At 68.8% G+C, this 26,646-nt stretch carries 26 protein-coding genes; 9 read left to right on the top strand and 17 right to left on the bottom strand.

What is annotated here, in order from left to right:
• Window positions 1-98: 98 nt before the first annotated feature.
• Entirely contained in the window at window positions 99-989 is an 891-nt protein-coding gene (locus KXR53_RS17470; RefSeq protein ID WP_437376520.1) for an EamA family transporter, read from the top strand.
• A gap of 3 nt (window positions 990-992) precedes the next feature.
• On the opposite strand, the gene KXR53_RS17465 is transcribed toward KXR53_RS17470, so the two are convergent.
• On the bottom strand, window positions 993-1,664 hold the full coding sequence (locus KXR53_RS17465) for a carbonic anhydrase (protein ID WP_437376519.1): 672 nt from the start codon (window positions 1,662-1,664) through the stop codon (window positions 993-995).
• Between the two features lie 180 nt (window positions 1,665-1,844).
• On the opposite strand from KXR53_RS17465, the gene KXR53_RS17460 reads away from it, so the two are divergent.
• The 3 genes from KXR53_RS17460 (at window position 1,845) to KXR53_RS17450 (ending at window position 5,756) form a co-directional block, all read left to right on the top strand.
• Window positions 1,845-2,879, top strand: coding sequence for an ABC transporter ATP-binding protein (locus KXR53_RS17460; RefSeq protein WP_437376518.1), 1,035 nt, complete (start codon window positions 1,845-1,847; stop codon window positions 2,877-2,879).
• 127 nt (window positions 2,880-3,006) lie between these two features.
• Window positions 3,007-4,032, top strand: coding sequence for a Fe(3+) ABC transporter substrate-binding protein (locus KXR53_RS17455; protein ID WP_437376517.1), 1,026 nt, complete (start codon window positions 3,007-3,009; stop codon window positions 4,030-4,032).
• A 44-nt stretch (window positions 4,033-4,076) separates the two neighbouring features.
• Entirely contained in the window at window positions 4,077-5,756 is a 1,680-nt protein-coding gene (locus KXR53_RS17450) for an ABC transporter permease (RefSeq protein WP_437376516.1), read from the top strand.
• Window positions 5,757-5,764: 8 nt separating this feature from the next.
• On the opposite strand, the gene KXR53_RS17445 is transcribed toward KXR53_RS17450, so the two are convergent.
• The 8 genes from KXR53_RS17445 to KXR53_RS17410 all read right to left on the bottom strand — a co-directional run bounded on the left by KXR53_RS17445 (window position 5,765) and on the right by KXR53_RS17410 (window position 12,859).
• A complete protein-coding gene (locus KXR53_RS17445; protein WP_437376515.1) occupies window positions 5,765-7,810 on the bottom strand; it encodes an ASKHA domain-containing protein in 2,046 nt (681 codons plus the stop codon).
• 57 nt (window positions 7,811-7,867) lie between these two features.
• Window positions 7,868-8,779 (bottom strand): methyltetrahydrofolate cobalamin methyltransferase, encoded by a 912-nt coding sequence (locus KXR53_RS17440; protein ID WP_437376514.1) that lies wholly within the window; start codon window positions 8,777-8,779, stop codon window positions 7,868-7,870.
• A gap of 157 nt (window positions 8,780-8,936) precedes the next feature.
• Window positions 8,937-9,896: a CobW family GTP-binding protein gene (locus tag KXR53_RS17435; protein WP_437376513.1), complete on the bottom strand. Its 960-nt coding sequence runs from the start codon at window positions 9,894-9,896 to the stop codon at window positions 8,937-8,939.
• A 1-nt stretch (window position 9,897) separates the two neighbouring features.
• Window positions 9,898-10,203 carry a hypothetical protein gene (locus KXR53_RS17430; RefSeq protein WP_437376512.1) on the bottom strand — a complete coding sequence of 102 codons (306 nt, stop codon included), beginning with the start codon at window positions 10,201-10,203 and terminating at the stop codon, window positions 9,898-9,900.
• A gap of 18 nt (window positions 10,204-10,221) precedes the next feature.
• Window positions 10,222-11,127: a polysaccharide deacetylase family protein gene (locus tag KXR53_RS17425; RefSeq protein WP_437376511.1), complete on the bottom strand. Its 906-nt coding sequence runs from the start codon at window positions 11,125-11,127 to the stop codon at window positions 10,222-10,224.
• Window positions 11,128-11,199: 72 nt separating this feature from the next.
• Entirely contained in the window at window positions 11,200-11,502 is a 303-nt protein-coding gene (locus KXR53_RS17420) for a virulence factor (RefSeq protein WP_437376510.1), read from the bottom strand.
• Window positions 11,503-11,525: 23 nt separating this feature from the next.
• Window positions 11,526-12,137 carry a DUF1638 domain-containing protein gene (locus KXR53_RS17415; RefSeq protein ID WP_437376509.1) on the bottom strand — a complete coding sequence of 204 codons (612 nt, stop codon included), beginning with the start codon at window positions 12,135-12,137 and terminating at the stop codon, window positions 11,526-11,528.
• A 17-nt stretch (window positions 12,138-12,154) separates the two neighbouring features.
• Window positions 12,155-12,859: a corrinoid protein gene (locus KXR53_RS17410; RefSeq protein WP_437376508.1), complete on the bottom strand. Its 705-nt coding sequence runs from the start codon at window positions 12,857-12,859 to the stop codon at window positions 12,155-12,157.
• Window positions 12,860-13,054: 195 nt separating this feature from the next.
• Here KXR53_RS17410 and KXR53_RS17405 point away from each other — a divergent pair, with 195 nt between their 5' ends.
• From KXR53_RS17405 to KXR53_RS17395, 3 genes are read left to right on the top strand one after another with little or no spacing between them, the layout of a single operon-like run.
• The gene (locus KXR53_RS17405; RefSeq protein ID WP_437376507.1) at window positions 13,055-13,546 is read left to right on the top strand and encodes a hypothetical protein; all 492 of its coding nucleotides are present in this window, start codon (window positions 13,055-13,057) and stop codon (window positions 13,544-13,546) included.
• A gap of 8 nt (window positions 13,547-13,554) precedes the next feature.
• Window positions 13,555-13,797, top strand: a complete 243-nt coding sequence (locus KXR53_RS17400) for a hypothetical protein (protein ID WP_437376506.1) — start codon at window positions 13,555-13,557, stop codon at window positions 13,795-13,797.
• Window positions 13,798-14,454, top strand: a complete 657-nt coding sequence (locus KXR53_RS17395) for a DsbA family oxidoreductase (protein WP_437376505.1) — start codon at window positions 13,798-13,800, stop codon at window positions 14,452-14,454.
• A gap of 4 nt (window positions 14,455-14,458) precedes the next feature.
• Here KXR53_RS17395 and KXR53_RS17390 read toward each other — a convergent pair whose 3' ends face one another.
• Genes KXR53_RS17390 through KXR53_RS17375 form a run of 4 tightly spaced genes read right to left on the bottom strand, consistent with a single transcriptional unit; the run spans window position 14,459 to window position 18,953 of the window.
• Window positions 14,459-14,827: a type II toxin-antitoxin system RelE/ParE family toxin gene (locus KXR53_RS17390; RefSeq protein WP_437376504.1), complete on the bottom strand. Its 369-nt coding sequence runs from the start codon at window positions 14,825-14,827 to the stop codon at window positions 14,459-14,461.
• 6 nt (window positions 14,828-14,833) lie between these two features.
• Window positions 14,834-15,124 (bottom strand): type II toxin-antitoxin system ParD family antitoxin, encoded by a 291-nt coding sequence (locus tag KXR53_RS17385; protein ID WP_437376503.1) that lies wholly within the window; start codon window positions 15,122-15,124, stop codon window positions 14,834-14,836.
• Window positions 15,125-15,183: 59 nt separating this feature from the next.
• The gene (gene mfd / locus KXR53_RS17380; protein WP_437376502.1) at window positions 15,184-18,669 is read right to left on the bottom strand and encodes a transcription-repair coupling factor; all 3,486 of its coding nucleotides are present in this window, start codon (window positions 18,667-18,669) and stop codon (window positions 15,184-15,186) included.
• Window positions 18,666-18,953: a succinate dehydrogenase assembly factor 2 gene (locus KXR53_RS17375; RefSeq protein WP_437376501.1), complete on the bottom strand. Its 288-nt coding sequence runs from the start codon at window positions 18,951-18,953 to the stop codon at window positions 18,666-18,668. Before KXR53_RS17375 ends, mfd begins: the two co-directional genes overlap by 4 nt.
• Before the next feature lie 46 nt (window positions 18,954-18,999).
• Here KXR53_RS17375 and recG point away from each other — a divergent pair, with 46 nt between their 5' ends.
• Complete coding sequence (gene recG / locus KXR53_RS17370; protein WP_437376500.1) at window positions 19,000-21,081, top strand: ATP-dependent DNA helicase RecG; 2,082 nt, start codon at window positions 19,000-19,002, stop codon at window positions 21,079-21,081.
• A gap of 17 nt (window positions 21,082-21,098) precedes the next feature.
• Here the strand turns inward: recG and KXR53_RS17365 are convergent, their stop codons facing one another.
• The 3 genes from KXR53_RS17365 to KXR53_RS17355 all read right to left on the bottom strand — a co-directional run bounded on the left by KXR53_RS17365 (window position 21,099) and on the right by KXR53_RS17355 (window position 23,788).
• Complete coding sequence (locus KXR53_RS17365) at window positions 21,099-21,359, bottom strand: hypothetical protein (protein ID WP_437376499.1); 261 nt, start codon at window positions 21,357-21,359, stop codon at window positions 21,099-21,101.
• 279 nt (window positions 21,360-21,638) lie between these two features.
• Complete coding sequence (locus KXR53_RS17360; RefSeq protein ID WP_437376498.1) at window positions 21,639-22,406, bottom strand: slipin family protein; 768 nt, start codon at window positions 22,404-22,406, stop codon at window positions 21,639-21,641.
• On the bottom strand, window positions 22,403-23,788 hold the full coding sequence (locus KXR53_RS17355; RefSeq protein ID WP_437376497.1) for an NfeD family protein: 1,386 nt from the start codon (window positions 23,786-23,788) through the stop codon (window positions 22,403-22,405). Before KXR53_RS17355 ends, KXR53_RS17360 begins: the two co-directional genes overlap by 4 nt.
• Window positions 23,789-23,988: 200 nt before the next feature.
• On the opposite strand from KXR53_RS17355, the gene KXR53_RS17350 reads away from it, so the two are divergent.
• Window positions 23,989-25,401 (top strand): Nramp family divalent metal transporter, encoded by a 1,413-nt coding sequence (locus KXR53_RS17350; RefSeq protein WP_437376496.1) that lies wholly within the window; start codon window positions 23,989-23,991, stop codon window positions 25,399-25,401.
• Between the two features lie 54 nt (window positions 25,402-25,455).
• On the opposite strand, the gene KXR53_RS17345 is transcribed toward KXR53_RS17350, so the two are convergent.
• Window positions 25,456-26,607 carry a porin gene (locus tag KXR53_RS17345; RefSeq protein WP_437376495.1) on the bottom strand — a complete coding sequence of 384 codons (1,152 nt, stop codon included), beginning with the start codon at window positions 26,605-26,607 and terminating at the stop codon, window positions 25,456-25,458.
• Window positions 26,608-26,646 lie beyond the last annotated feature (39 nt).

Genomic DNA, 26,646 nt, shown 5'->3' with positions numbered 1-26,646 from the left:
CGAGTGTTGCCATCATAACAACCATTATCTCTGTTGAGTGAAGACAGTACGTTATCGAGGACGAGAGGCAGAGGGCCTCGATTTCGCATGAGGCGACCGTGACGATCTCCATTGCCCAGAAGGATGCGAAGGCGGATGCCGGCCAAGTGGCGGCCATCCTGTCGACCGCCGTTGCGCCGGCCATCTGGGGCAGCACCTACTACGTCACCACCGCGTTCCTGCCACCCGGATACCCGCTGACGGTCGCGATGCTTCGCGCTCTGCCGGCCGGCCTGCTGCTGCTCGCCTTCGTCAGGACCCTGCCGACGGGCGTCTGGTGGGCCCGGGCCTTCATCCTCGGCGCCCTCAACTTCTCGGTCTTCTGGGCCATGCTGTTCGTCTCGGCCTACCGCCTGCCGGGCGGGGTGGCGGCGACGGTCGGGGCGATCCAGCCGCTGATCGTGATCGCGCTGGCGCGCCTCGTGCTCGGCCGGGCGGTGCGGCCGCTCGCCGTCGTGGCCGGCATCGCCGGCGTGATCGGCATCGCGCTGCTGGTGCTGACGCCGAAGGCGGCGCTCGATCCGATCGGCATCGCGGCCGGCATTGTCGGCGCCGCGTCGATGGCCTGCGGCACGGTGCTGACTCGCCACTGGCAGCCACCGGTCAGCAACCTGACCTTCACCGCTTGGCAGCTGACGGCCGGCGGCATCCTGCTGGTCCCGGCGGCGCTGTGGCTCGAGCCGGCCCTGCCGGCCCCGACCACGGCCAATGTGCTCGGCATGGCCTGGCTCGGCCTGATCGGAGCCGCGCTGATCTACATCCTTTGGTTCCGGGGATTGGCGCGAATCGAGCCGAGCGCAGCCGCCTCGCTCGGCTTCCTCAGCCCGCTCGTCGCGACGCTGCTGGGCTGGCTGCTGCTGGACCAGAGCCTGACGCCGCTGCAGCTGGGCGGCTTCGTCCTGGTGGTCGCCAGCGTGTGGCTCAGCCAGCGGGCCGCCATGGCCCGGTAAGAATCAGGGGCAGCGGATCGCCGACAGCCCGCCGCGCCCCTCCTCCGCCACCGGCTCGAACTCGCCGGTCTCCGGGTTGCGCACCAGCAGGCGGCCGGAGGCAACGCCGAAATAGGCGCCGTGCAGCTTCAGCTTGCCGCGCTCGACCAGAGTCGCGACGCAGGGGAAGGTCATCAGGTTCTGCAGGCTCAGCTCGACCGAGGCGAATTCGAGCCGGCGCAGATAGTCCTCCCCCTCCTCCGCCCGGCGGGGGCCGAGGCTCTCCGCCGCCGGGGCGATCTGCGACATCCAACGGCCGATGAAGTCGCCGGGCGACAGCGGCTCCTGCTCGTCGGCGAAGGCGCGGATGCCGCCGCAATGGGCATGGCCCAGCACCACGATGTGCTTGACCCGCAGCGCCTGGACCCCGAATTCCAGCGCCGCGCTGGTGCCGTGCTGGAACTCCCGGTCCGGCTCATAGCGCGGCACGATGTTGGCGACATTGCGCACCACCAGCAGCTCGCCGGGCGCGGCATCGAAGATGACCTCCGGCGACACCCGCGAATCGACGCAGCCCACGATCATGATCTCGGGGCGCTGGCCCTTCTCCGCCAGCATCTCGTAGCGGCTGCGCTCGGCGGCGAACCGGCCGCTGAGAAAGGCGCGATAGCCATCGGTAAGCCGTTCGGGAAACATGGCCGCTCTCACATCACCTCGCCGCCAGGACGAACTGCGGCGGCAGCGTGGCAATAGCAGACGGCGCCGTCCGCGCCAATATGCGGGATCGCGGTTGGATCGGCGTCCGGTCTGCTCTAAAGCAGGCGGAGCCGCCGCGGATGCGCGTGAACACGGGTGAGGATCGAGAGTGCGGATGGAATGCTGACGCTGGAGCGCATCTGCCGACGCTTCGGGACGGTCCAGGCGCTGGACGACGTGTCGCTCTCGATCGCGCATGGCGAGATCGTCTGCCTGGTCGGCCGGTCTGGCTGCGGCAAGTCCTCGCTGCTCCGCATCGTCGCCGGGGTCGATACCCCGGACAGCGGCCGGATCCTCCTGGACGGTGCGGAGATCGCGGGACCGGGCGGCTTCGTCGAACCCGAGGACCGCAACATCGGCTTCATGTTCCAGGACTACGCGCTGTTCCCCCATCTCACGGTCGAGGAGAACGTCGCCTTCGGCCTGAAGCGGCTGCCGCGCGAGGCGGCGCGCGCTCGGGCGGCGGAGGTGATCGGCCGCATCGGCATCCAGGCGCTGGCCGGCCGCTATCCGCACACGCTGTCGGGCGGCGAGCAGCAGCGCGTGGCACTGGCCCGGGCGCTGGCCCCGAAGCCCGTCATCCTGCTGATGGACGAACCCTTCTCCAACCTCGATCGCGGCCTGCGCGAGCAGGTGCGCGACGAGACGATCGCGACGCTGCGGGCCCTCGGCACGACAGCGATCATGGTGACGCATGATCCGGAAGAAGCCCTGTCCGCCGGCGACCGCGTCGTGCTGATGCAGAAGGGCCGGGTCGTGCAGGTCGGCACCGGCTACGAGATCTACGACCATCCCAATTCGCTCTACGCCGCCGAGTTCCTGTGCCCGCTCAACCGGATCGCCGGCATCGTCCGCGACGGCCGGGTCGAGACTCCGCTCGGGACATTCCCGGCCCGATCGGACCTGCCCGAAGGCAGCCCGGCCGTGGCCTGCATCCGCCCGCAGGCGTTATCATTGACGAAGCCGGGCGGAGGCCCGCCGGGGCGCATCGTCAGTTGTTCGTTCCTCGGCGAGATCGAGCAGTTGTCGATCCGGATGGAAGGCGTTCCCGACCTCCTGCGCCTGCGCACCACCAGCCGGATCGAGCTGAAGTCGGGCGAGCCGGTCGGCCTCGTCGTCGATCCGAGCGGCGTCATGGTGTTCGCCGCCGAGTGAAACCAAGCGGCTTGACGGCGCGAACTCATATATGCTGGAGCAAATGCGTCTTGCTTGCAGCTGATACGCAGCTAATGCGTCTTGGTCGCAGCCAGGCCGACCAGGCGATAGAAGGGGGTTCCGCATCATGAAGGACGTTTCCATGTTCCGGCTCGCGCTCCTGACCGGCATTGCCGCCGTGATCGGCAGCGCCGGTGCCGCGGCGGCCGAGGTGAACATCTACACGACGCGCGAGCCGGGGCTGATCCAGCCGCTGCTCGACGCCTACACCGCCAAGAGCGGCGTCAAGGTGAACACCGTGTTCCTCAAGGACGGCCTCGCCGAGCGCGTCGCGGCGGAAGGGACGAGCTCGCCCGCCGACCTGCTGATGGCGGTCGATGCCGGCAACCTGGCCGATCTGGTGGATAAGGGCGTCACCCAGCCGATCGAGTCGAGCACCCTGACCGCCGCGGTGCCCGCGCCCCTGCGCGATCCCGGCAACCACTGGGTCGCCCTGTCGGTGCGCGCCCGCGTGCTCTACGCCGACAAGGACCTCGACCTGACCGCCTTCAACTACGAGGACCTGGCCGACCCGAAGTGGAAGGGCAAGGTCTGCATCCGCTCCGGCCAGCACCCCTACAACACCGCGCTCTTCGCCGACTACATCGCGCATTACGGCGTCGAGAAGACGGAAGCCTGGCTGACGGGGATCAAGGCGAACCTGGCCCGCAAGGCCGGCGGCGGCGACCGCGACGTGGCCAAGGACATCCTCGGCGGCATCTGCGACATCGGCATCGCCAACTCCTACTATGTCGGGCTGATGCGCTCCGGCAAGGGCGGCGAGGAGCAGGTGGCCTGGGGCAATGCGATCAAGGTGATCCTGCCGACGTTCAAGGACGGCGGCACCCAGGTGAACGTGAGCGGTGCGGCGCTCGCCAAGAACTCGCCGAACAAGGCCGAGGCGGTGAAGCTGCTGGAGTACCTGGTGTCCGACGAGGCCCAGAAGATCTACGCACAGGCCAATTTCGAGTATCCGGTGAAGGCCGGCGCCCAGGCTGACCCGATCATCGCGTCCTTCGGCGAGCTGAAGGTCGATTCCGTCCCGCTGACGGAGATCGTCAAGCACCGCAAGCAGGCGAGCGAGCTGGCCGAGAAGGTCGGCTTCGACAGCTGATGCAGGATCCGGGCGCGGGCAATCCCGCGCCCGGACCACTCCCGATGGTATCGCAAATCATCCTGCGGCAATCCCCCGCCCCAGCCATCGACCGGCGCCACCCCGGGCGGCGCTGGCTGTCGGCGGCTGCCGTCATCGGCGGGCTCGCCGCCATGCCGGTCCTCGCCTTGGCCTGGGAGGCGCTGCAGGGGTCGGGCGGGCTCTGGTCGCATCTCTTCGCCTATGTGGTGCCGCCGGCCCTCGGCCAGACGGTGACGCTGCTGCTCGGCGTCGGCATTCTCGTCACCGTGATCGGCACATCGACCGCCTGGCTGGTCACGGCCTACGACTTCCCGGGCCGCCGGCAGCTCGAATGGGCGCTGCTGCTGCCGCTGGCGGTGCCGACCTACATCATCGCCTACGCCTATCTCGACATCCTCCACCCGCTCGGCGTGGTGCAGGGGGCGATCCGGGCGATCCTGGGCTATTCCAGCCCGCGCGAGTTCCGCCTGCCCGACATCCGGTCGATGACCGGCTGCATCGTGCTGCTGGGTTTCGTGCTGTACCCCTATGTCTACATCACCACCCGGGCGATGTTCCTGACTCAGGCGGCCAATCTGGTCGAGGCCTCACGCACGCTCGGCACCCGGCGCGGCCAGGTGTTCCGGCGGGTGGCCCTGCCGCTGGCGCGGCCCGCCATCGCGGTCGGCGTCAGCCTGGCGCTGATGGAGGCGCTGAACGATGTCGGCGCGTCCGAGTTCCTCGGTGTCCGTACGCTGACCATCTCGGTCTACACGACCTGGGTGACGCGCTCCGACCTGCCCGGCGCGGCGCAGATCGCGCTCGCCATGCTCGTGCTGGTGGTCGCCCTGGTGGTGATCGAGCGCTGGGCGCGCCGCCGGCAGCGCTACTGGACGGCAGCCCAGCGCACGCGCAGCTTCACCCCGCACCGGCTTGCCCCCCTGCCTGGCCTCGCGGCCCTCGTCCTCGGCCTGGTCCCGATCCTGATCGGCTTCGGCGCCCCGGCGCTCTATCTCGCGGTCGAGGCCTGGAAGCGGTTCCGCTTCAACGGGGTCTCCGACCGGCTCCTGTCCGAGGCGCTCAACACGGTGGCCTTGTCGGCGGTCGCGACGATCGCGGTGCTGCTGTTCGGCGTGATCGTCGCCTATACGGCACGGTCCCGGCCGGGCCGGGTGGGGGCGGCGCTGCAGCGCCTCGCTACCGTCGGCTACGCCATGCCGGGCACGGTGATCGCCATCGGCATCCTGGTCCCGGTCGCCGCCCTCGACCAAATCATCGACCGAACCGCGGCCGAGTGGCTCGGCGCGTCCACAGGCCTGCTGCTGATCGGGTCCGGGGCGGCGCTGGTCTATGCGTATGTGGCGCGGTTCCTGGCGATCTCCACCGGCGCGGTCGAGGCCGGCTTCAGCCGCATCCCGCGATCTTTCGACCATGCCGCGCGCAGCCTCGGCCAGACCGTGACGGGAGCCTTCCGGCACGTGCATCTGCCGCTGTCGAAAGCCGCGCTCGCGGCGGCCGGGCTGCTGGTGTTCGTCGACTGCATGAAGGAGCTGCCGGCGACGCTCCTGCTCCGCCCCCTCAACCTCGAGACGCTGGCGACGCATCTCTATGGTGAGGCGGCGCGCGGAACCTATGAGGAGGCGGCGATCGCCGCCCTCGCCATCGTCCTGGTCGGGATCCTGCCGGTCGTCCTGCTGGCGCGGGTCGGCCGGCCGAGCTCGTAAGACCCAGCTCAGCCGCGCCGGCGCCGGCGCCGCCCTTCCCCGTCGCCACCCTCGATCACCTTCGGTGCCGGCAGGTCGACGACGGCGGCGAGGTTCGGGAAGGCGGCCGTCTTGTGCGGCAGCGCCATCGCCTCGACGAAGTGCTGCTGGAACATCGGCTCGACCGCGGTCTCGATCTTCTCGACCCGGCGCACCAACTGCTCGATCTCGGCCCGCGCCGCGCGGTTGACCAGCGCGATGCGGGCGCCGGTGCCCGCGGCATTGCCGCCGGCGACCACCTTGGCCAAGTTGCAGTCCGGGATCAGCCCCAGCACCATCGCGTATTTGACGTCGATATGGCTGCCGAAGGCGCCGGCCAGGGTGATGCGGTCGACATGGTCGACCCCCAGCTTGTCCATCAGCAGCCGCGTCCCGGCGTAGAGCGCCGCCTTGGCCAGCTGGATGGCGCGGACGTCGTTCTGGGTGATGCGCAGCTCGCGCTCGCCGTCGCGGTGCAGGACGTAGCTGAAGGTGCGACCGTCGGCGACGATGCGGTCGCTGCGTGCCGCCATGCTGCCGTCGATCACCCCGTCCTGCGTGATGACGCCGGCCAGGAACAGCTCGGCCAGGACCTCGATGATGCCGGAGCCGCAGATGCCGGTGACGCCGGTGCGACGCACCTTCTGCGCGAAGCCCTCCTCGTCCGACCACAGCTCGCAGCCGATGACGCGGAAGCGCGGTTGCAGCGAGTCGCGGTCGATCCGCACCCGCTCGATCGCACCGGGCGCGGCGCGCTGTCCGGCGGATATCTGCGCGCCCTCGAAGGCCGGACCGGTGGGGCTGGAGCAGGCCAGGAGGCGATCCTTGTTGCCCAGAACGATCTCGGCATTGGTGCCGACATCGACGATCAGCCGCAGCTCATCCGACTTGTGCGGCTCTTCCGACAGGATCACCGCCGCGGTGTCGGCGCCGACATGGCCGGCGATGCAGGGCAGCGCATAGACCCGGGCGTTGGGATGGACCCTGAGGTCGATCTCGGTGGCCCAGATGTTGATCGCCTGGTCGGTGGCCAGCGCGAAGGGCGCGCCGCCCAGTTCGATCGGGTCGATGCCCAGCACCAGGTGATGCATGATCGGGTTGCCGACCAGCGTCACCTCCAGCACGTCCTCGACCTCCAGCCCCACCTGCGCCGTGACCCGGCCGGCCAGCTCGTTCAGCGCACCGCGCACCGCCTCGGTCAGCGCCCGGTCGCCTCCCGGGTTCATCATGATGTAGCTGACCCGGCTCATCAGATCCTCGCCGAAGCGGATCTGCGGGTTCATGGTGCCGCCTGAGGCGACGACCTCGCCGGTCTCGATGTCGCAGAGATGGCAGGCGATGGTGGTGGAGCCGACGTCGTAAGCCAGGCCGTAGATCTTGTCGCGGAAGCCGGGCCAGACCGCGAGCAGCCGCTTCACCCGCTGCTCGCGCACCGCCACGGTGCAGGTCCAGCCGCCCTCACGCAGCGCCTTCTGCAGCCGCTGCACCACCCGCAGGTCGCAGTCGAGCCCGGTGATGCCCCATTGCTCGGCCAGCGCCTCCTCCAGCCGGCGCAGATCGCCGGAGGGGTCATGCATGTCGGGCTCGCGCACCTCGACATAGTAGAGCTTGACCGGCGGGTCGACCTCGATGACGCGGTGCTCGGCATCCTTGCGGACGACCTGCTTGTGCACCTGACTCTCGGGTGGCACGTCGACCACCAGGTCGCCCTGGATCAGCGCCTGGCAGGACAGGCGGCGGCCCGGCTTCAGGCTGCGCTTCTCGGCATAGCGCAGCTCCGCCGCCCCGACCTCGGAGGCGTGGCAGGCTCGGGATTCGATGCCGTGCTTGGCGAACTGGCCGTCGCCGATCTCGACTTGGCAGCGGCCGCAGATCGATCGGCCGCCGCAGACGCTGTCGACATCGACGCCGAGCGACCGCGCCGCCTGCAGGAGCGGCGTGCCCAGCGGGAAGCGGCCGCGCCGGCCGGACGGGGTGAAGACGACCAGCGCCGTGCGCGTCGCATCCTGGCCGGGCGGCTGCCCGGGATCGATCATGTTCATCGCCAACCCGTCACCCTCGCGGCGCCCCGGCCGAGGCGCCGCACCGTCAGGTCATTGTGCCGCCATCGCCGCCCGGCGCCGGCGCCCCTCACGGCCGCCGCGTGCGCCGACTGCCGCCTCGGCGCCCTCGGCCGCCGGCTCGCGATACCTGCGAATCCAACGGGCGCAATGCGGATCATGGCCCATCATCACGTCGCCGCCGAGCACCGCCTGCAGGCTTTCGGCGTGCAGCGGGTTGGTGATCGCCGAGGTCATGCCCGCGCCGATCGCCATGGTCAGGAAGGCGGCGTTCAGCCCATGCCGGTTCGGCATGCCGAAGCTGATATTGGAAGCACCGCAGGTGGTGTTGACCTTCAGCTCCTCGCGCAGCCGGCGGATCAGCGAGAAGACCTGGCGGCCGGCGGTGTTGATGGCGCCAACCGGCATCACCAGCGGGTCGACGACAATGTCGGAATAGGGAATCCCGTGATCGCGCGCCCGCTCGACGATCTTCTTGGCGACGGCGAAGCGGACATCCGGGTCCTCGGAGATGCCGGTCTCGTCGTTGGAGATGGCGACGACCGCGGCGCCGTATTTCTTCACCAGCGGCAGCACGGCCTCCAGCCGCTCCTCCTCGCCGGTCACCGAGTTGACCAGGGCCTTGCCCTTGTAGACCGCGAGCCCGGCCTCCAGGGCCGCGACGATGGAACTGTCGATCGACAGCGGCACGTCGGTGATCGACTGCACCAGCTGGATGCATTCGGCCAGGATGCGTGGCTCGTCCGCCAGCGGGATGCCGGCATTGACATCCAGCATCTGGGCACCGGCCTCGACCTGGGCCAGCGCATCGGACTGGACCCGGCTGTAGTCGCCGTTCTTCATCTCCTCGGCCAGCAGCTTGCGGCCGGTGGGATTGATGCGTTCGCCGATGATGACGAAGGGCCGCTCGAAACCGATGGCGATCTCTTTGGTCGCCGAGCTCACCACTGTGTCCGTCATGCCCTGTGCGCCTTCGGATGCTGGGTTTCCTGGGATCGAGGCTAGGAGGAACGCCCCCGCCGGGATCGTCTTGCAGCGGCATCGCCTGCCGCAGGCGCGTCAGAAGCCCACGCCTCGTGCCGCCGCCGTCCGTTGCCCCGCCCTACGCCCGCTTCCCGGCGAAGCGGTCGAGAGACCGCCGCAGATCCGCGGCGCGGTAGCCGCGGCCAATGATGACGACGGCGTCATCCTCGCGATCCGGCTGTTCGGGCAGGATTTCGGGCGCCTGCACGACCCGGCGCACGCTCTGCAGCAGCAGTCGGCCAGCAGGCGTCCGCACCACGCCCTTCACCCGCAGCACGTCGTCGCCCCGCGCGTGCAGAAGCGCCGAGAGCCAGACCGTGAAGACGGTCCAGTCGACCGCACCGTCGATCGTCAGCCTGGCCGGGAAGATGGCCGGCAGTTCCGCCCCGCCATCGAGCCCGGGAAGGCGTTCGGGCTCCACCCCCTCGGCCGCCGGCAGCGCGAAGGGGGCTCCCTCGACCGCACCGCACAGCCGGGCCCCGGGATTGAGGTGCCGCAGCGTCGCGACCAGCCGGGCCAGCGCCTCCTTCCCGACCATGTCGGCCTTGGCCACGACCAGGCGATCCGCCATTTCGATCTGGCGGCGACCGAGGCGGTCGGACCGCAACTGCGAAAGCGCGTGCAGCGCGTCGACCAGGACGACGATCTCGTTGACAACGATATGGTGCACCAGCACCGGGTCCGACCGGATGGCCTCGACGATCGGGCCGGGATCGGCAAGCCCGCTGGTCTCCAGCACGATGCGCTGCAGATACTGCTCGCGGGAGACGGCCCGGGTCCTCTCGTCGCAGATTTGCCGCAGCAGCCGCACCAGATCACCCCGTGCGGTGCAGCAGGCGCAGCCACCGGCAAGCACCGCCAGCGACCGGGATCGTCCCAGAAGCGCGTCGTCGACCGGCGTCTCGGCCGCCTCGTTGACGATCACGGCGGCATCCCGATAGAGCCCGACATGAAGCTGGTGGCGCAGCCATGTCGTCTTCCCGGCCCCCAGGAACCCGCCCAGCACGGTCAGCCGCAGCCGGCCGTCCGGCCCGGCCATCTCAGCGCTCTCCCTCTCCGCCGCCGATGAAGCATGGGTCGAGCGGATCGACCGGTCGGCCCGCCATGCGCTCGGCCGCCGCCCACAGGTCCTCGAGGTCGCGTACGATGGTTTGGTGGCCGTACAGGGTCGAAAGCTGGATGCCGGGCACCAGCCCGCCGTCATGCGCAGTCAGGCCGTAAACCCGCAGGACGGATTTCAGTACCTCGGCCCGCCGGAAGCGCGCCCGCAGCCGGTCCGGCGCCGTGGCGGCGCCGGCCTCGGTCCAGTGGCCGGGCGCCGCCGGGAAGCCGCAGCCTGAGCACATCGACGCCTCCTCGTTGCGTCAGATCACCTCCGGCCGCCGGCCACTATCGAAGGGATAGCGCCGGCGGAAATCATCCGCGATCTCCTCGAACGTCATCCACCTGACGCCGTCATGGCCATTGATGTGCTCGATCAGCCGCTCCAGCATCAGCAGCACCTGCGGGCGCCCGCTGACGTCGGGATGGATCGTGAAGGCGAAGACGGCATAGTCCATCTCGCGATAGACCCAGTCGAACTGGTCCCGCCACATCTGCTCGATGTCGCGCGGGTTAACGAAGCCGTGGCTGTTCGGCACCTTCTTCATGAACATCATCGGCGGCAGATCGTCGACGTACCAGTTGGCGCCGATCTCGACGAGGTCGATCTCCTTGCCGTGCTTCATCGGTTTCATCCACTCTTCCGCCTTCTTCGAATAATCGATCAGCGTCCATTCGTCGCCGACTCGAGCGTAGAAGGGCTGGAAGTCGCGATAGCCTTGGCTGTGGTCGTATCTGAAGCCGTATTTCTGAAGCAGCGCCGCGGTCGAGCTCGACATCTCCCACCAGGGCGCGACATAGCCCCGGGGCGCCTTGCCGGTCAGCTTCTCGATCAGCTCGACGCTCTTGACCAGCACCGCCTCTTCCTGGGCGGGCGTCATCGCGATCGGATTCTCGTGCAGATAGCCGTGCGCGCCGATTTCGTGGCCTTCATCGGCGATCCGCTTCACCTGGTCGGGAAAGGATTCGATCGAGTGGCCGGGGATGAAGAAGCTGGTTCTCAGATCGTACTTCTTGAACAGGCGCAGGAGGCGGATGCTGCCGACCTCGCTGGCGAATACGCCCCGCTGGATATCCGACGGCGAGTCGCCGCCGCCATAGGATCCGATCCAGCCTGCCACCGAATCGATGTCGGTCCCGAACGCGCAGATGATGTCCTTCTTGGCCATTCTCAGCCTCCAGTTCCGGCTCTCCCCCTCCATCCTGTCCTATCAATCCGTTCGGAACCCGTCGACTTTTTCTCAGGTCTCGATCCCGCCGGACTCGACCAGGGCGCGTAGCCGGGCATCGTCGTACTCCGCCTCGAGCCGCGCCGCCGCCGCCTCGGCCTCGGCCTGCAGGTCGTCACCGCACTCGACCGGCTCGGATTTCTTCCATTCCTCGAGATAGCTGTCGGCGTCACGCGCCTTGCCACGCATGGCGGCGCGGTCGATCGCGTCCTGGAAGCGCTGCGACAGCAGCACCTTGGCCTGGTCGCGCCGCCCGGCCTTGGCGATCACCTGGCTCGGGATGTCGCGCCAGGAAACGATGATGAGCTGCGCCATGAGATCTCTCGGTCAGTGAATGATCAGGCGGAGGCCGCCACGAACTGTGCGAACTCGCCATAACCGGTATGGCGATACTCGTAGGCCAGCCCCAGCCGTTCCGCCGCGGCCTTCGCCCGGGTCTGTAAGGCCGGATCCTCGGTCTGGGCCAGATAGACCAGGCGGCGGTAATGGCCGAAGATCATCGGCAGGAGCTCCGGGTGCCGGTCCAGCCCCATGCCCTCGACGATCAGTGCCTGGAAATGGCGGGCCAGGTAATCGGTCAGGAAGAAGCTGCCCGGCTCCTCCTCCATGAGCCGGTCGAAATCGGCCGCGCCGGCGAAGAAGGCGTAGCAGTGCGGGCCGCCGATCCGCTCCGCCCCCTCCTCCGCCAGCACCCGGTCGATGGCGCCGCCGGTGCCGCAATCGGCATAGGCGACGCGGATGCGGCTCCAGCCCAGGGCGCGGGCGGTGCGGATGCGGCGGCGCAGCCGGTCGGCGATGCGCTCCGGCCGGTTGTGCAGGATGGCGGGCAGGCAGGTGACAGCGACACGGTCCGCGATGCCGTTGGCGCGGATCACGGCCAGCGTCTCGCGCGCCAAGGCACCGCAGGCGATCAGCAGGGTCCGGTCGGGGCCGGGGGCGACCCCGGCCACGCCGAGCCGGTCGGGCCTCAGCCCGCCGCGGTCTTCGCCTGGTTGTGCTTGCGCCGCATGAAGTCCTTGGCCGTCTCCACCGCCACCGCCGCGTCGCGGCAATAGGCGTCGGCGCCGATCTCGCGTGCGAATTCCTCGTTCAGGGGCGCGCCGCCGACGAGCACGACGTAGTCGTCGCGGATCCCCTGCTCCTTCAACGTGTCGATCACGACCTTCATATACGGCATCGTCGTCGTCAGCAGCGCCGACATGCCGACGATGTCGGGCTGATGCTCCTCGATCGCCTTCAGGTAGTTCTCGACCGGGTTGTTGATGCCGAGGTCGATGACCTCGAATCCGGCGCCCTCCATCATCATCGACACCAGGTTCTTGCCGATGTCGTGGATGTCGCCCTTGACCGTGCCGATCACCATCTTGCCGACCTTCGGTGCGCCGGTCTCGGCCAGGAGCGGCCGCAGCACGCCCATGCCGCGCTTCATGGCGTTGGCGGCCAGCAGCACCTCGGGCACGAACAGGATGCCGTCGCGGAAATCGATGCCGACGATGCGCATGCCCTCGACCAGCGCCTTGGTCAGCACGTCGTAGGGGGCCCAGCCGCGGCCGAGCAAGATGTTGACGCCCTCGACGATCTCGTCGGCGAGGCCGTCATAGAGGTCGTCCCACATCTGCTCGACGAGCTCTTCGTCGTTCAGCGCGTTCAGGTCGATATCGTCATCCGCCATGGGGCCCTCGATCGCCGGCTGCGGTCCTGATCAGCCACGGCTCGCATTAACCGGGATGCCGGCCCCGGCCGCTAGCCTGGAACCGACCCCGACTGCGAAGCCGGCGACACGTCATGGCGGTGCAGCGGCATCGTCGCGCTTGCCAGTCGCTCCCGCCGTCCGGATGATGCGCTTCCCTCCGGCCGCGCGGTTGCCATGGACCTCCAGGACTCGATCGTCACCTTCCTCCGCCACTTCCCGCGGACGGACGACACCACCCTGATCATCCTCAAGGGCCATCTGCTGATCGAGGAGGAGATCAACAACCTGCTGCAGGAGATGCTGCCCAACCCGGAGGCGCTGGATGGGCTGCAGCTCAACTTCTTCACCAAGGCCCAGTTCGCCCGCGCCCTGATCAAGAACGAGACGCTGGACGGCCTTCTGGACGCGGCGGAGAAGCTGAACCGATTGCGCAACCGGCTGGCGCACAATCTGGCGCCGGAGGGAGTCGAAGCCGCGATCCGCGATTTCGTCACCCCCGCCGACGGCCGGATCCTGGGCGGCGAGACCGCGCCGGACCAGCAGCTCAAGCGCCGCATCGCCTTCCTCTGCGGGCAGCTGCTGCGCTTCCGCACCGAGTACCGTGCCGCCCGGCAGATCCTGAAGACCAGGGTCGGTGCCGGCAAGGCGAAGCCGAAGCGGCCCTGAGAGCCGCCATGCCGAGCTGGCGGAACCGAGGCGGCGGGCGGCGCGACCCGGAGAGGGTCGAGCGGGCGGTACGGGCGGACCGGCTGCGGCGCGACCGCCGGGCGAAGGCCGCCCATGAAGCACAGGAGTCGGAGCGCAACACCCTCGCTGTCGGCCGCCTGGCCGGGGAGATCGCCGATCGCGACGCCGCCGCAACCGTGCAGGAAACCGATCCCATTTCCAAAGACCGCGCACCGCGGGATAGTGGGTGAATGCGGATCGACATCTTCTTCGACGTGGTCTGCCCCTGGTGCTACATCGGCAAGCACCGGCTGCAGCGCGCCCTGGCGATCCGGCCGCTGCCGGGCCTGGAGATCCGCTGGCAGCCCTTTCAGCTGAATCCGGAGATGCCGAAGCAGGGCGTCGACCGGCAGAGCTACATGATCGCCAAGTTCGGTGGGCGCGAACGGATGCGGCAGATCAATGCCGTGGTCGCCGAGGCCGCGGGCAAGGAGGGCTTGGCCCTGAACCAGAGCGCGATCCGCCGCACACCGAACACGGTCGAGGCGCATCGGCTGATCCGCCATGCCGGCGAGTTGGGCGAGCCCGACCGCATGGTCGATGCGCTGTTCGCCGCCTATTTCGTCCGCGGCCTGGACATCGGCAACCGCGAGATCCTGACCGACATCGCGGAGGAGCTCGGCTTCGACCGCCGCCGGATATCGGGCGTCCTGGCCAGTGAGATCGGCATCGCCGAGATCCAGGCGGCCGACCTGAGGGCCCGACAGCTCGGTATCCAGGCGGTGCCCTGCTTCGTCTTCGACGGCCGCTACGCCGTCTCCGGTGCGCAGGAGCCGAGCGCCTTCCTGCCGCTGCTCGACCTCGCCCGCGAGCACGCCGTCTCCGCCCCGCTGTCGGAGCGGGCGTAGCCGGTCACCAAAGGGCCGAATCTTCCGCGGAGACGTGTCGATCGAGGTCCATCGCCTCGTGCAGGATGCGTCCCACGACGATCAGGTCCGCCTTGACCTTGTAGAGAAGGAAGTGTCTTGGGGCGCGAACCACCCCGTGCTTCGAGCGGGTACGTTCGCGGCTGTGCCGGAGATGATAGATCCGGACGCCATCCCCGATCTCAGGCCGAGGTCTGGTGCCTCGGCAATCGGGATCGGCCGCGATGTCGCCCAGCGCCGCAACGATGAGCGCCTGATATCGAAGGCGAGCCGTCGCGCCGAACTGAAGCTCCGTACGAGCGAGGATTTCGCCAAGCTCGCGTTCTGCCGTCGCCGAAAGACGATAACGGCGCAACCGGCCTTACCCGGCGCTTCGCAACGTCGCGCTGGCGCGTCGACCGACTTCCGCGACGAAGTCCTCCAACTCATCGGGAGAGACATCGCGATATCGGCCTGCTTCAATATCAGCAAAACCGACCTCCGCAGCCTCGCGCAGCCGCCGGAGACGAAGCGTATTCTCCTGGTCTCTCTGCTCTAGGAGACGCAGCCCTTCGCGCACGACTTCACTGGCATTCTGGTAGGCGCCAGAAGCCACGCGCTCTTCCACGAAATCGTCCAGATGGTCGGTCAGATTGATGTTTCGCGTGGGCATGTCGGGATTCCTCTTCCGACAAGGATAAGCGATACTGGCAATGACTGCCAACCGATCTCCTACCCCGCCAGATCGGCCAGGCGCTGGACCAGTTTGCGGGCGCCGGTCACGCGGTCCTGCGGCGTTTCCCAGCCGCGGGCATAGACCAGCTTCTGGTCGGGCCGGACCTTGATCGCCCCTGCCATGCGCTGGATGAAGCCGATCAGCTTGTCCGGCCGGGCGAACTGGTTGCCGCGGAAGCCGATCATGGCTCCCTTCGGCCCGGCATCCAGCCGCTCCACCCCGGCGGCGCGGCAGAGGCGCTTGATCGCCACCAGCTCCAACAGGTTCTCGACCTCCTCCGGCAGGGCGCCGAAGCGGTCGATCAGCTCCGCGGCGAAGCCGTCCAGCTCCGCCTGCCCCTCCAGCGCCGAGATCCGGCGGTAGAGGTCGAGCCGCACCTGCAGGTCGGCGACATAGGTCTCCGGAATCAGCACCGGCACGCCGAGATTGATTTGCGGCGTCCAGCTCTCCGCTGTCTCCTCCGCTGTGCTGACGCCGGCGCGGGCGGCACGCACCGCTTCCTCCAGCATCTGCTGGTACAGCTCGGCCCCGACCTCGCGGATATGGCCCGACTGCTCCTCGCCCAAGAGGTTGCCGGCGCCGCGGATGTCCATGTCGTGGCTGGCCAGGGTGAAGCCCGCGCCCAGCGTGTCCAGCGTCTCGATCACGTGCAGCCGCTGCTGCGCCGTCTTGCTCAGCGCCTTGCGCGGCGCATAGGTGAGATAGGCGTAGCCGCGCAGCTTCGACCGGCCGATGCGGCCGCGCAGCTGGTACAGCTGGGCAAGGCCGAACAGGTCGGCGCGGTGGATCACCATGGTGTTGGCGGACGGCACGTCGAGGCCGGATTCGACGATCGCCGTGGCCAGCAGCACGTCGAACTGGCCGTCGTAGAAGGCGCTCATCACCTCCTCGAGCTGGCTCGCCGGCATCTGCCCATGGGCAACGGCGATCTTCACCTCCGGCACCAGCTCCTGCAGGTTCTGGTGCACCTCGGCCAGATCCTCGATCCGCGGGCAGACATAGTAGGTCTGGCCGCCGCGGAAATGCTCGCGCAGCACCGCCTCGCGGATAATCACCGGGTCGAAGGGCAGGACGAAGGTGCGCACCGCCAGGCGGTCGATCGGCGGGGTGGTGATCAGCGACAGCTCGCGCACGCCCGACAGCGACATCTGCAGCGTGCGCGGGATCGGCGTCGCCGTCAGCGTCAGCACATGCACGTCCTCGCGCAGCGCCTTCAGTTTCTCCTTCTGCTTGACGCCGAAATGCTGCTCCTCGTCGACGATGACGAGGCCGAGATTCTTGAACGACACCTGCTTCGACAGGATGGCGTGGGTGCCGACGACGACGTCGACCGTGCCGGCCGCCAGCTCGTCCCGCACCAGCTTCGCGTCCTTGGCCGAGACCATGCGCGACAGCTGGGCGACGCGCAGCGGCAAGCCCTTGAAGCGTTCCGAGAAGGTGCGGAAATGCTGCCGGGCCAGGAGCGTGGTCGGCACCACCACCGCCACCTGCACGCCGTTGGCGGCGGCGGCAAAGGCGGCGCGCAGCGCCACCTCGGTCTTGCCGAAGCCGACATCGCCGCAGACAAGCCGGTCCATCGGCCTGCCGGCCTGCAGGTCATCCAGTACCTCGTCGATCGCGCGCTGCTGGTCGTCGGTCTCGGCATAGGGGAAGCGGGCCGCGAACTCCTCGTACAGCCCCTCCGGCGGCGGCAGCGCGGCGGTGGTGCGCAGGGCGCGGGCGGCGGCGATGCGCATCAGCTCCTCCGCCATGTCCTTCAGCCGCTTCTTGACCCGGGCCTTGCGCACCTGCCAGCCGGCGCCGCCCAGCTTGTCGAGCTGCACCGCCATGTCGGCGGAGCCGTAGCGCGACAGCACCTCGATATTCTCGACTGGCACGAACAGCTTGTCGCCGCCGTCATAGACGATGCGCAGGCAGTCATGCGCGGCGCCGCCGACGGTCAGCGTCTCCAGCCCCTCGTAGCGGCCGATGCCGTGGTCCTGGTGGACGACGATGTCCCCCGCCGCCAAGGCCGAGACCTCGGCGATGAACTGCTCGGACTTGCGGCGCTTCTTCTGCGGCCGGGTCAGCCGGTCGCCGAGGATGTCCTGCTCGGTGATGACGGCGAGGTCAGGCGCGGCGAAGCCGTGCTCCAGCGGCAGCACCACCATCACGGCGCTGCGCGGGTCGGCCTTCTCCACCCCGGCCCAGCTCTCGGCCACGGCGAAGTCGGCCTTGCCCTGCTCCGACAGCATCGAGCGCAGCCGGTCGCGGGCGCCGGGGGTGTAGCCGGCGATCAGCACGCGCTTGCCGGCCGCCTTCAGCTCGCCGATGTGCTGGCGCACCGCGGCGTAGAGATTGACCTCCGGGTTGGCCCGGGCCTCGGCGAAATCGTGCCCGCGCCGGCCGCCGGCATCGGTGCCGCCCTCCGGCGGGGCAAAGGGCGAGAAATCGGCGACCGGCCGGCCGGCCAGGCAGGACTCCCACTCCGCCGAATCGAGATACAGCCGGTCGGGCGGGATCGGGCGGTAGGGCGGCGTCTTCGCCTTCTTCTGCGCCGCCTGGTGGGTCAGCCGCGCCTCGTAGAAGTCGGCGATCTGGGCCAAGCGCTGGTCGCGCGCCTGCTCGAGCTGGTAGTCGAGCGTGACCGAGGCATCGGGCAGATAGTCGAAGACCGTGTCGAGGCGGTCGTAGAACAGCGGCAGCCAGTGCTCCATGCCGGCCTGCTTGCGGCCGGCCGACACCGCCTCGTACAGCGGGTCGTCATCGTTGATGGCGCCGAACAGCTCGCGATAGCCGCTGCGGAACCGGGCGATCGAGGCCGGGTCCAGGAACACCTCGCCCATCGGCTTCAGCGTGATCCGATCGACCTCGCCCGTCGTCCGCTGCGACATCGGGTCGAAACGGCGGATCTTCTCCAGCTCGTCGCCGAACAGGTCGAGCCGCAGCGGCTCCTCCGTCCCCGGCGGGAACAGGTCGACGATGCCGCCGCGGATGGCGAACTCGCCCGGCTCGCGAACCGTCTGGGCACGGAGATAGCCGTTGCGGGCGAGGAACCCCTGCAGCGCCTCGAGATCGACGCGCTGGCCCGGCGCCACCGACAGGCTGGCTTCGGCGAAGGCGTCGCGCGGCGGCACCCGCTGCATCGCGGCGCCGATGGTGGTCAGCACCACGAAGGGCCTGCCGGGCTCCCGCGGCGCCAGCAGGCGGGTCATCGCGTCAACGCGTTCCGCCACCGTCTCCGGGTTCGGCGAGACACGGTCATAGGGCAGGCAGTCCCAGGGCGGCAGCACAACCACCGGCAGGTCGGGCGCGAAGAAGGCCAGCGCCGCCTCCAGCGCCGGCAGCCGAGCGTCGTCGCTGGCCACGTGCAGCAGGCCTTTGTCGCCGGCCTTGCGCGCCAGCTCGGCGATCAGCCGCGCATCCTGGCCCTGCGGCACGCCGCCGATGGTGCGGTGCTGCGCGGCGGCGCGGGCGGCGACGGGTTCAGCCAGGGCACTCATCCGCGCCCCCGGGTCCGGGCATAGTCGATCAACAGCCGCATGACGTCGCTATCGGCCTCGGGCGGTACCGGCGCCCGCTCCGTCACCCAGTCCCACAGATCGGGATCGTTGTTCTCCAAGAGCTCGCTGTAGCGGGCGAGCTGGTCCGCGTCGAGTCGATCCAGCGTGGCATCGGCGAAGCCGCCGAGCAGCAGGTCGGCTTCACGGGTGCCGCGGTGCCAGCTGCGGAAGCGCAGGCGACGGCGCAGCGGCGCGACAGCGTCGCTATCGAACGGCTCGGTCATTGGCTTAAGGTGCGTGTCCACGTGAGCCCCCATATAGACCCGAGCCTTGCGTCCGCAAATCCTCTTCCCGCTCTTTGCTGCCATCGAATCCCTGCACGGCATCGGCCCGAAGACCGCGCGGCTGATCGAAAGGCTGGCCGGGCCGAAGGCGCTGGACCTGCTGTGGCACCTGCCCAGCGGGGTGATCGACCGGCGCCGGCAGGTGACGCTGCGCGAGGCCCAGACCGGCACCATCGTCACCCTGACGCTGAGGATCGACGGCCATATCCGCCCGCCTTCCACCCGGGCCCCGTACCGGGTGCGGGCCTCGGACCCGACCGGCAGCATCGACCTGGTGTTCTTCCACGCCCGGCCGGACTGGCTGGAGACGACCTTCCCGATCGGCCAGACGCGCATCGTCTCCGGCCGCATTGAGCAGTTCCAGGGCGGGCTGCAGATGCCGCATCCCGACCGGGTCGGGACGCTGGAAGAGCGCGACGCGATCGCGGTGGTCGAGCCGGTCTACCCGCTGACCGCCGGCCTGCCGCCGCGCACCTTGGCGAAGGCGGTCGCAGAGGCCCTGGCGCGAGCGCCCGAGTTGCCGGAATGGCAGGGCGCGGCTTGGCTGCAGCGCCGCAGCTGGCCCGGCTGGCGTGAGGCGCTGCGCCGCGCCCATGCGCCGGAAGACCCGGCCGAGCTCGAGCCGCAGGCGCCGGCGCGGCAGCGCCTGGCCTATGACGAGCTGCTGGCCAACCAGCTCGCGCTCGCCCTGTTCCGCCGCTCCACCCGCCAGCGCCCCGGCCGGCCGACCCGGGGCGATGGGTCGCTGCGGGCGACGGTCGAGGCCGCTCTGCCCTTCGCCCTGACCAATGCCCAGCGCCTGGCCCTGGCCGAGATCTATGCCGACATGGCGGCGCCGACCCGGATGCTGCGGCTGCTGCAGGGCGATGTCGGCAGCGGCAAGACCGTGGTCGCCCTGATGGCCATGCTGGCGGCGGTGGAGGACGGCCGCCAGGCGGCGTTGCTGGCCCCGACCGAGATCCTGGCGCGACAGCATCGCGAAACGCTGGCGGCGCTGCTGCAGCCGGTCGGGCTGGAGCCTGGGCTGCTGACCGGCCGCGACAAGGGCAAGGCGCGCAAGGAGACCCTGGCCGGCCTGGCTGACGGGTCGATCCGGATCGCCGTCGGCACCCACGCTCTGTTCCAGGAGAGCGTCGGATTCGCCGATCTCGCCGTGGCCGTCATCGACGAGCAGCACCGCTTCGGCGTGCATCAGCGGCTGCAGCTCTCGGCCAAGGGCCAGGGCGTCGACGTGCTGGTGATGACCGCGACGCCGATCCCGCGCACGCTGCAGCTGACCGCCTATGGCGACATGGAGGTGTCGAAGCTGACCGAGAAGCCGCCGGGACGCACCCCGGTCGACACCCGCGCCGTCTCGGCCGAGCGGATCGACGAGGTGGTGGCCGGCATCGGGCGGCATCTCTCAAGCGGCGGCAAGGCCTATTGGGTGTGCCCGCTGGTCGAGGAATCGGAGACCAGCGACCTCGCCGCCGCCACTGATCGCTTCGACGACCTCCGCCGCATGTTCGGCGAGAAGGTCGGCCTCGTGCACGGCAAGATGAAGGCGGCGGAGAAGGATGCGGTGATGGTCGGCTTCGCCGAGGGCAGCATCGACCTGCTGATCGCGACCACGGTGATCGAGGTCGGCGTCAACGTGCCGGCGGCGACGGTGATGGTGATTGAGCATGCCGAGCGCTTCGGCCTGGCCCAGCTGCATCAGCTGCGCGGCCGGGTCGGGCGCGGCGACGCGGCGTCGCGCTGCATCCTGCTCTATTCGCCGCCCCTGTCGGAGACGGCACGGCAACGGCTGGCGACGATCCGCGAGACCGAGGACGGGTTCCGCATCGCCGAGGAGGATCTGCGCCTGCGCGGCGCCGGCGAGGTGCTGGGCACGCGGCAGAGCGGCCTGCCCGAGTTCCGCGTCGCCGATATCGAGTCCCAGGGCGATCTGCTGGCTGCGGCGCGCGACGACGTCGCCCTTATCCTGAACAAGGACCCGGAGCTGGAGGGCCCGCGCGGCCAGGCGCTTCGCACCCTGCTGTATCTGTTCGAGCACGACGGCAGCGCGAAATATCTGCGGGCGGGGTGACCGCCTGATCTCTGAGATCAGCGATAGAACGCCGTGGCCGCGGTCTCAACGGCGGGGCGTGCGGTGTCCGGCGCGGCCGCCTGCGTGCACCGCACCTTCAGATAGGTCTCGCCCGGCTGGATCGGCAGGGCGGTGTGCGCGATCTGGGCCTGACCTTGGAAGGCACAGGCGGCCGCGCTGGCCGTTTCCGGCCCGTGGATCACGTCGATCGCGGTATCGATTTGACAATCCGCCGGCGACAGGCTGGTCGCGCAGACGAGCAAAAGCATTTTGAACATGGGTAACGGGCCCCCTGAGCCCTGGCCATGAATCTGATGAATGTCGTTGCGGCGAAAAGGGCCGGGATCGTCTCCCGGGCTTAGCGCCGGAGACCATTCACTTCGATTATCGCAAGACAATCCTTAAACGATAGTGATCGCGATCACATCCCTCAAATGAGGTATGAGTCGCAGAATAATCGCGAGCCATTATAAGTAGATAATCCGTGAACTACGGCAAATAGTCTGCATAACTGCCCATTCCTGGCAGAGCACCGATATCGAAAGTACCGATTGTGCTCATTCTCCTCCGTCCGGCCGGCGGTTGAAGTGGCCGAGCAGATCCATCGGCAGCGGGAAGACCACGGTCGAGGAGCGCTCGCCGGCGATGTCGTGCAGCGCCGCGAAATAGCGCAGCTGCATCGCCTGCGGCTCGCGGGCCAGGGCCTGGCCGGCCTGCACCAGCTTCTCGGCGGCCTGCTGCTCGCCCTCGGCGTTGATCACCTTGGCGCGGCGCAGCCGTTCCGCCTCCGCCTGCTTGGCGATCGCGCGGATCATGCTCTCGTTGAGGTCGACATGCTTGATCTCGACATTGGTCACCTTGATGCCCCAGGCGTCGGTCTGCTGGTCAAGGATCTCCTGGATGTCGGCGTTGAGCCGGTCGCGTTCGGCCAGCATCTCGTCAAGATCGTGCTTGCCAAGCACCGAACGCAGCGTGGTCTGCGCCAGCTGGCTGGTCGCGGCCATGAAGTCCTCTACCGCGATGATCGCCCGCTCCGGGTCGACGATGCGGAAGTAGAGCACGGCATTGACCTTGACCGAGACGTTGTCGCGCGAGATCACGTCCTGGGGCGGCACATCCTGGACCACCACGCGCAGATCGACCCGCACCATCTGCTGCACGATCGGGATGAGCAGGACCAACCCCGGCCCTTTCACCCCGGTGAAGCGACCGAGGGTGAAGACCACGGCGCGCTGATATTCACGCAGGATGCGGATCGCGGCGGCAATGAACGCGACCGCAAGCACCAGCAGCAGGCCGTAGGCCACATTGTCGAGAAGGGTCATCGTCGATCTCCGTCGCGAGGCTTGGCCCGGCGCCGGACCAGGAGCGTCAGCCCCTGGATCCCGGCGACCTCCACCGTTTCGCCGGGGCCCAATCCGGCTTCGCCACGGGCCTGCCAGCGCTCGCCGCGGGCGAACACGTGGCCTGCTTCGCCCTTCCAGTCGATGATCCGCGCCGGCAACCCCTGCATCGCCTGAGCGCCCGCCCGCGCCGGGCGCCGCCGGGCCCGCCAGAGCTGGTTGCTGACGGCGAAGACCAGCCCGGCCATCATCGCGATGGCTATGCCGATGACCGGCCAGGAGAGCTGGTAGCCCGGCCCCTCGATCCGCAGCAGCATGGCGGCACCGAGCAGGAAGGAGATGACGCCGCCGAGGCCGAGCACGACCGTAGGATTGAAGGCCTCGACCACCAGGAAGGCGATGCCGAGCAGCATCAGCGCCAGGCCGGTGTAGTCGATCGGCAGCATGTCGAGGGCGTAGAAGCCGAGCACCAGGCAGACCGCCCCTATGACGCCCGGGGCGACGGCACCGGGGCTGGTGAATTCGAAGATCAGGCCGTAGACGCCAATCAGCATCAGGATGATCGCGACATTGGGATTGGTGATGACGGAGAGCAGCCGGATCAGCCAGCCGGGCTCGATCGCCTCGAGCGCGAGATCCCTGGTCGCGAGGCGCCGGTGGGTCCCGTCCGCCATGGTGACGCTGCGGCCGTCGATCCGCTCCAGGAGATCGGCCGCGTCGCGGGCGACGAGGTCGATCACCCCGGCGGCGAGCGCGGCATTGGCCGAGAGGCTGGCCGCCTCCCTCACCGCTTTTTCCGCCCAATCGGCGTTGCGGCCGCGCAGCTCTGCGAGGCTGCGGATGAAGGCGATGGCGTCGTTCGTCACCTTCGCCATCATCGCCTCGTCGCCTTTCCCGCCCTTGCCCTCGTCGCCCGGGCCGGGCGCCCCCGGCGGTACGCCGCCGATCTGCACCGGCGTCGCGGCGCCGAGATTGGTGCCCGGCGCCATCGCCGCCACATGCGTGGCGTAGAGGATGTAGGTGCCGGCGCTGGCGGCATGGGCGCCGGACGGCGCGACGAAGCCGGCGACCGGCACCGGCGAGGCCAGCACATCGGCGATGATCTCGCGCATGCTGGTGGCGAGGCCGCCGGGCGTGTCGAGACGCAGCACGACGACCCCGGCCTTCCGCCCTGCCGCTTCCGCCAGGCTGTCGTGGACATGGCGCGCCGTCGCCGGGCCGATCGGCCCATCGATCGCGACCAGTAGCGCCGGCCCGGACGGCACAATCTCGGCCGCGCCATCCTCCGCGGCCGCGGGGCTGGAGGCGGCGATCACACCGGCGACGAGAACCGCCGCAAACAGGGCCGCACGCGACACGCTCACGCTTCCGAGCTCCCTTCGGAAAGATATGGGAGCTCCGGGACCATCCGGCCATGGGCGCCCTGAGGCGGGCCATGGGCCGGAGGGTGCGGTTTGGGCTCGTCTGCTGCGCCGAAATGTCGGACGATACCCTTGGAACCGAACGCATCAGCAAACCCGACGGCGATCGGGCGGATGCACGGAGCTGAGAAGGGGAAACGGCCATGACCGACATCGCCGAACGGCAAATCACCGATCTCGACGATCCCTATCACCTCACGCCCGAAGGCGTGCAGGAGCCGCCCACGGGCTGGGCCGCCAGCCTGAAGCATCTCGGGCCCGGGCTGATCCTGTCGGCCTCGATCGTCGGGTCCGGGGAGCTCGTCGCCACCACCACCCTGGGCGCGCAGGTGGGCTTCGCACTCCTCTGGATGGTCATCTTCTCGACCTTCGTGAAAGTGGCCGTGCAGGTCGAGCTGGCGCGCTGGACGATCTCCACCGGCCAGCCGGCCCTGACCGGCTACAACAAAGTGCCGCCGGTCTTCGGCCGCGTCGGCTGGGTCAACCTGCTCTGGGCCGTCATGGCGCTGTCGAAGATCCTGCAGGTCGGCGGCGTGCTGGGCGGCACGGCCCTGGCCTTCTCGATCCTGCTGCCGCTCGGAGGGCCGCCGCTCGGCGCCGTCTCGCTCGGGATCTGGACGGCGCTCTTGGTCTGCGTCTCGATCGCGCTGCTCTATTCCAACAACTACAACCTGATCGAGCGGGGCGCGGTGTTCCTGGTCGTGATCTTCTCCCTCGTCACGGTGGTGATCGCGCTCGGCCTGCCCTTCACGCCTTATCCCTACGCCGCCGACGATCTGGCGACCGGGCTGGCCCTGACCATCCCAGCGGGGGCGGTGGGCGCAGCGATCGCCATGTTCGGCATCACCGGCGTCGGCGCCGACGAGCTGACCTTCTATACCTACTGGTGCGTCGAGAAGGGCTATGCGCGGTCGGTCGGTCCCAATGACGGCAGCGAGGCCTGGAAGCGCCGCGCCCGGGGGTGGATCAGCGTGATGTACAAGGACGCCTTTCTGTCCTGGTGCATCTATACCTTCTCCACCATCGCCTTTTACATCATGGGCGCCGCGGTGCTGAACCCGCAGGGGCTGGTGCCGGCCGGCAACGAGATGATCACCACCGTCTCGCGCATGTACACCGACACGCTCGGCGAATGGGCCGGCTTCCTGTTCCTGGTCGGCGCGATCGCGGTGCTGGGCTCGACTCTGTGGGCCGCGATTCCGAGCTGGGCGCGGATGTATGTCAACCTGCTCGCCGTCATCGGCGCGGTGAACTGGCAGGACACGCAGGAGCGGACTCGCTGGATCCGTATCTTCACGGTCGCCCTGCCGATCATCTGGGGGCTGGCCTACATGACCGTGCAGTCGCCGGTGCTGATGATCCAGATCGGCGGGGTGGCGACCGGCATCTTCCTTCTCGCAGCGGTGGTGGCGGTCTGGTACCTGCGGCGCTCCGAGACCGACCCCGAGCTGTATGGTGGCACAGCCTTCAACGCTCTGCTGGTGATCAGCAGCATCGCAATCGTGCTGCTGGGGATCTATACCGGCGCGAGCGTGCTGGGCATCAAGCTCGCCTGAGGCGGGAGCACAGACCGATGCGGCCGGGCGCGGCGAACCGCGCCCCGGTCGGGATCAGAAGGTCAGGACCGTGCCGGCGGTCAGGGCCGAGGTCTCGAAGTCCTTGCCCACGCGGAACTCGTTCTTCTCGTAACGCAGCTCGCTGAACAGGTTGAACCCTGGCGCGAGATTGTAGACTAGGGTGCCGATCACGCTGTGATTGGCCTTCAGGTCCTCGCCATCGGTGAAGCTGGACTCCAGCCCGTTGCCCTTCTCTGCCGTGGTGTAGGCGTAGCCGACCGAGGCCAGCCAGGGCCCGGTGGTGTAGGACAGGTCGCCGACAATCGAATCGATCGCCTTGTCGGTCGCGTAGATGCTGGAGAAGTGGGTCCAGTTCACGCTGGCCCAGATGCCGTTGGCGAAGCCGACCTGGCCGCCGAGCGTATAGGCCTCGAAATCGTGGTTGCCGCTGACGCCGTTGCCGGTATTGGCCGTGCCGGCGATACGCAGCGACGTGCCGTCGAAGGTCTGGCTGTAGTCGAGGCCGGCGGTGACGACGTTCTCATAGAGGGTGCTGCCGTCGTTGATCAGGTCGTTGCGGCCGCCATTGCCGGCATGGCCGTTGCCGCCGGCAACGGGTGTGAAATCGACGCCGAAGGAGAAGCCGGAGAAGCTCGGCGAGGTGTATTTGATCTTAGTGTCCTTGCCGCTCAGCCCGCCGATATTGTCGTAGGCGGCCACGGCGAAGAACCGGTCGCTGCCGCTGAAGGTGTTGGCGGAGCTGCGGAAGCCGTCGGCCCAGTCGGTGTCGAGGCCGAACTTCGTGGCCAGCGTCTGATGGGCGTAGACCACGCCGATATCCTCGGCGATGTAGGGCGCGTCGCCGAAGGTCACTGTGCCGAAGTCGCCCTTGACGTACACATAGGTGCGGTCGACTGTGACGTCCTGGCGCCGGTTGACGTTGTTGAAGCGGATGCGGGCGCCGTATTCCAGGCCGGAATCGGTGACGTTCTTGACGTCGAACTGCATCCGCGCGCCCGACGAGAAGTCGTAGTCGCGGTCGAACTTCTCGGTGCCGTTGTCGGTCAGCGACAGGCCGGCCAGGAAGCCGATTCGGCCGGAGATCTTGAGCTGCAGGCCTGACGTGACGTTGGCGTCGGCGGCTTGGGCAACGCCCGCAGCCGCGGTCGCGGCCAGCACGGCCCCGCAGAATAAGCTCTTCCTCATGGAAACCTCTGATCGCAAGCGATCGTTTCGGGATGACGC

Source organism: Inquilinus limosus (genome assembly GCF_051487185.1).
GTDB lineage: Bacteria > Pseudomonadota > Alphaproteobacteria > DSM-16000 > Inquilinaceae > Inquilinus > Inquilinus limosus_F.
This window is presented reverse-complemented; position numbering and strand designations above follow the sequence as displayed.

Excerpts from the sequence above, each read along its gene's own strand:
- KXR53_RS17465 (WP_437376519.1), bottom strand. The coding sequence starts at position 1,664 with ATGTTTCCCGAACGGCTTACCGATGGCTATCGCGCCTTTCTCAGCGGC.
- KXR53_RS17460 (WP_437376518.1), top strand. The coding sequence starts at position 1,845 with ATGCTGACGCTGGAGCGCATCTGCCGACGCTTCGGGACGGTCCAGGCG.
- KXR53_RS17455 (WP_437376517.1), top strand. The coding sequence starts at position 3,007 with ATGAAGGACGTTTCCATGTTCCGGCTCGCGCTCCTGACCGGCATTGCC.
- KXR53_RS17450 (WP_437376516.1), top strand. The coding sequence starts at position 4,077 with ATGGTATCGCAAATCATCCTGCGGCAATCCCCCGCCCCAGCCATCGAC.
- KXR53_RS17445 (WP_437376515.1), bottom strand. The coding sequence starts at position 7,810 with ATGATCGATCCCGGGCAGCCGCCCGGCCAGGATGCGACGCGCACGGCG.
- KXR53_RS17435 (WP_437376513.1), bottom strand. The coding sequence starts at position 9,896 with ATGGCCGGGCCGGACGGCCGGCTGCGGCTGACCGTGCTGGGCGGGTTC.
- KXR53_RS17430 (WP_437376512.1), bottom strand. The coding sequence starts at position 10,203 with ATGTGCTCAGGCTGCGGCTTCCCGGCGGCGCCCGGCCACTGGACCGAG.
- KXR53_RS17425 (WP_437376511.1), bottom strand. The coding sequence starts at position 11,127 with ATGGCCAAGAAGGACATCATCTGCGCGTTCGGGACCGACATCGATTCG.
- KXR53_RS17420 (WP_437376510.1), bottom strand. The coding sequence starts at position 11,502 with ATGGCGCAGCTCATCATCGTTTCCTGGCGCGACATCCCGAGCCAGGTG.
- KXR53_RS17410 (WP_437376508.1), bottom strand. The coding sequence starts at position 12,859 with ATGGCGGATGACGATATCGACCTGAACGCGCTGAACGACGAAGAGCTC.
- KXR53_RS17405 (WP_437376507.1), top strand. The coding sequence starts at position 13,055 with ATGGACCTCCAGGACTCGATCGTCACCTTCCTCCGCCACTTCCCGCGG.
- KXR53_RS17400 (WP_437376506.1), top strand. The coding sequence starts at position 13,555 with ATGCCGAGCTGGCGGAACCGAGGCGGCGGGCGGCGCGACCCGGAGAGG.
- KXR53_RS17395 (WP_437376505.1), top strand. The coding sequence starts at position 13,798 with ATGCGGATCGACATCTTCTTCGACGTGGTCTGCCCCTGGTGCTACATC.
- KXR53_RS17385 (WP_437376503.1), bottom strand. The coding sequence starts at position 15,124 with ATGCCCACGCGAAACATCAATCTGACCGACCATCTGGACGATTTCGTG.
- mfd (WP_437376502.1), bottom strand. The coding sequence starts at position 18,669 with ATGAGTGCCCTGGCTGAACCCGTCGCCGCCCGCGCCGCCGCGCAGCAC.
- KXR53_RS17375 (WP_437376501.1), bottom strand. The coding sequence starts at position 18,953 with ATGACCGAGCCGTTCGATAGCGACGCTGTCGCGCCGCTGCGCCGTCGC.
- KXR53_RS17365 (WP_437376499.1), bottom strand. The coding sequence starts at position 21,359 with ATGTTCAAAATGCTTTTGCTCGTCTGCGCGACCAGCCTGTCGCCGGCG.
- KXR53_RS17360 (WP_437376498.1), bottom strand. The coding sequence starts at position 22,406 with ATGACCCTTCTCGACAATGTGGCCTACGGCCTGCTGCTGGTGCTTGCG.
- KXR53_RS17350 (WP_437376496.1), top strand. The coding sequence starts at position 23,989 with ATGACCGACATCGCCGAACGGCAAATCACCGATCTCGACGATCCCTAT.
- KXR53_RS17345 (WP_437376495.1), bottom strand. The coding sequence starts at position 26,607 with ATGAGGAAGAGCTTATTCTGCGGGGCCGTGCTGGCCGCGACCGCGGCT.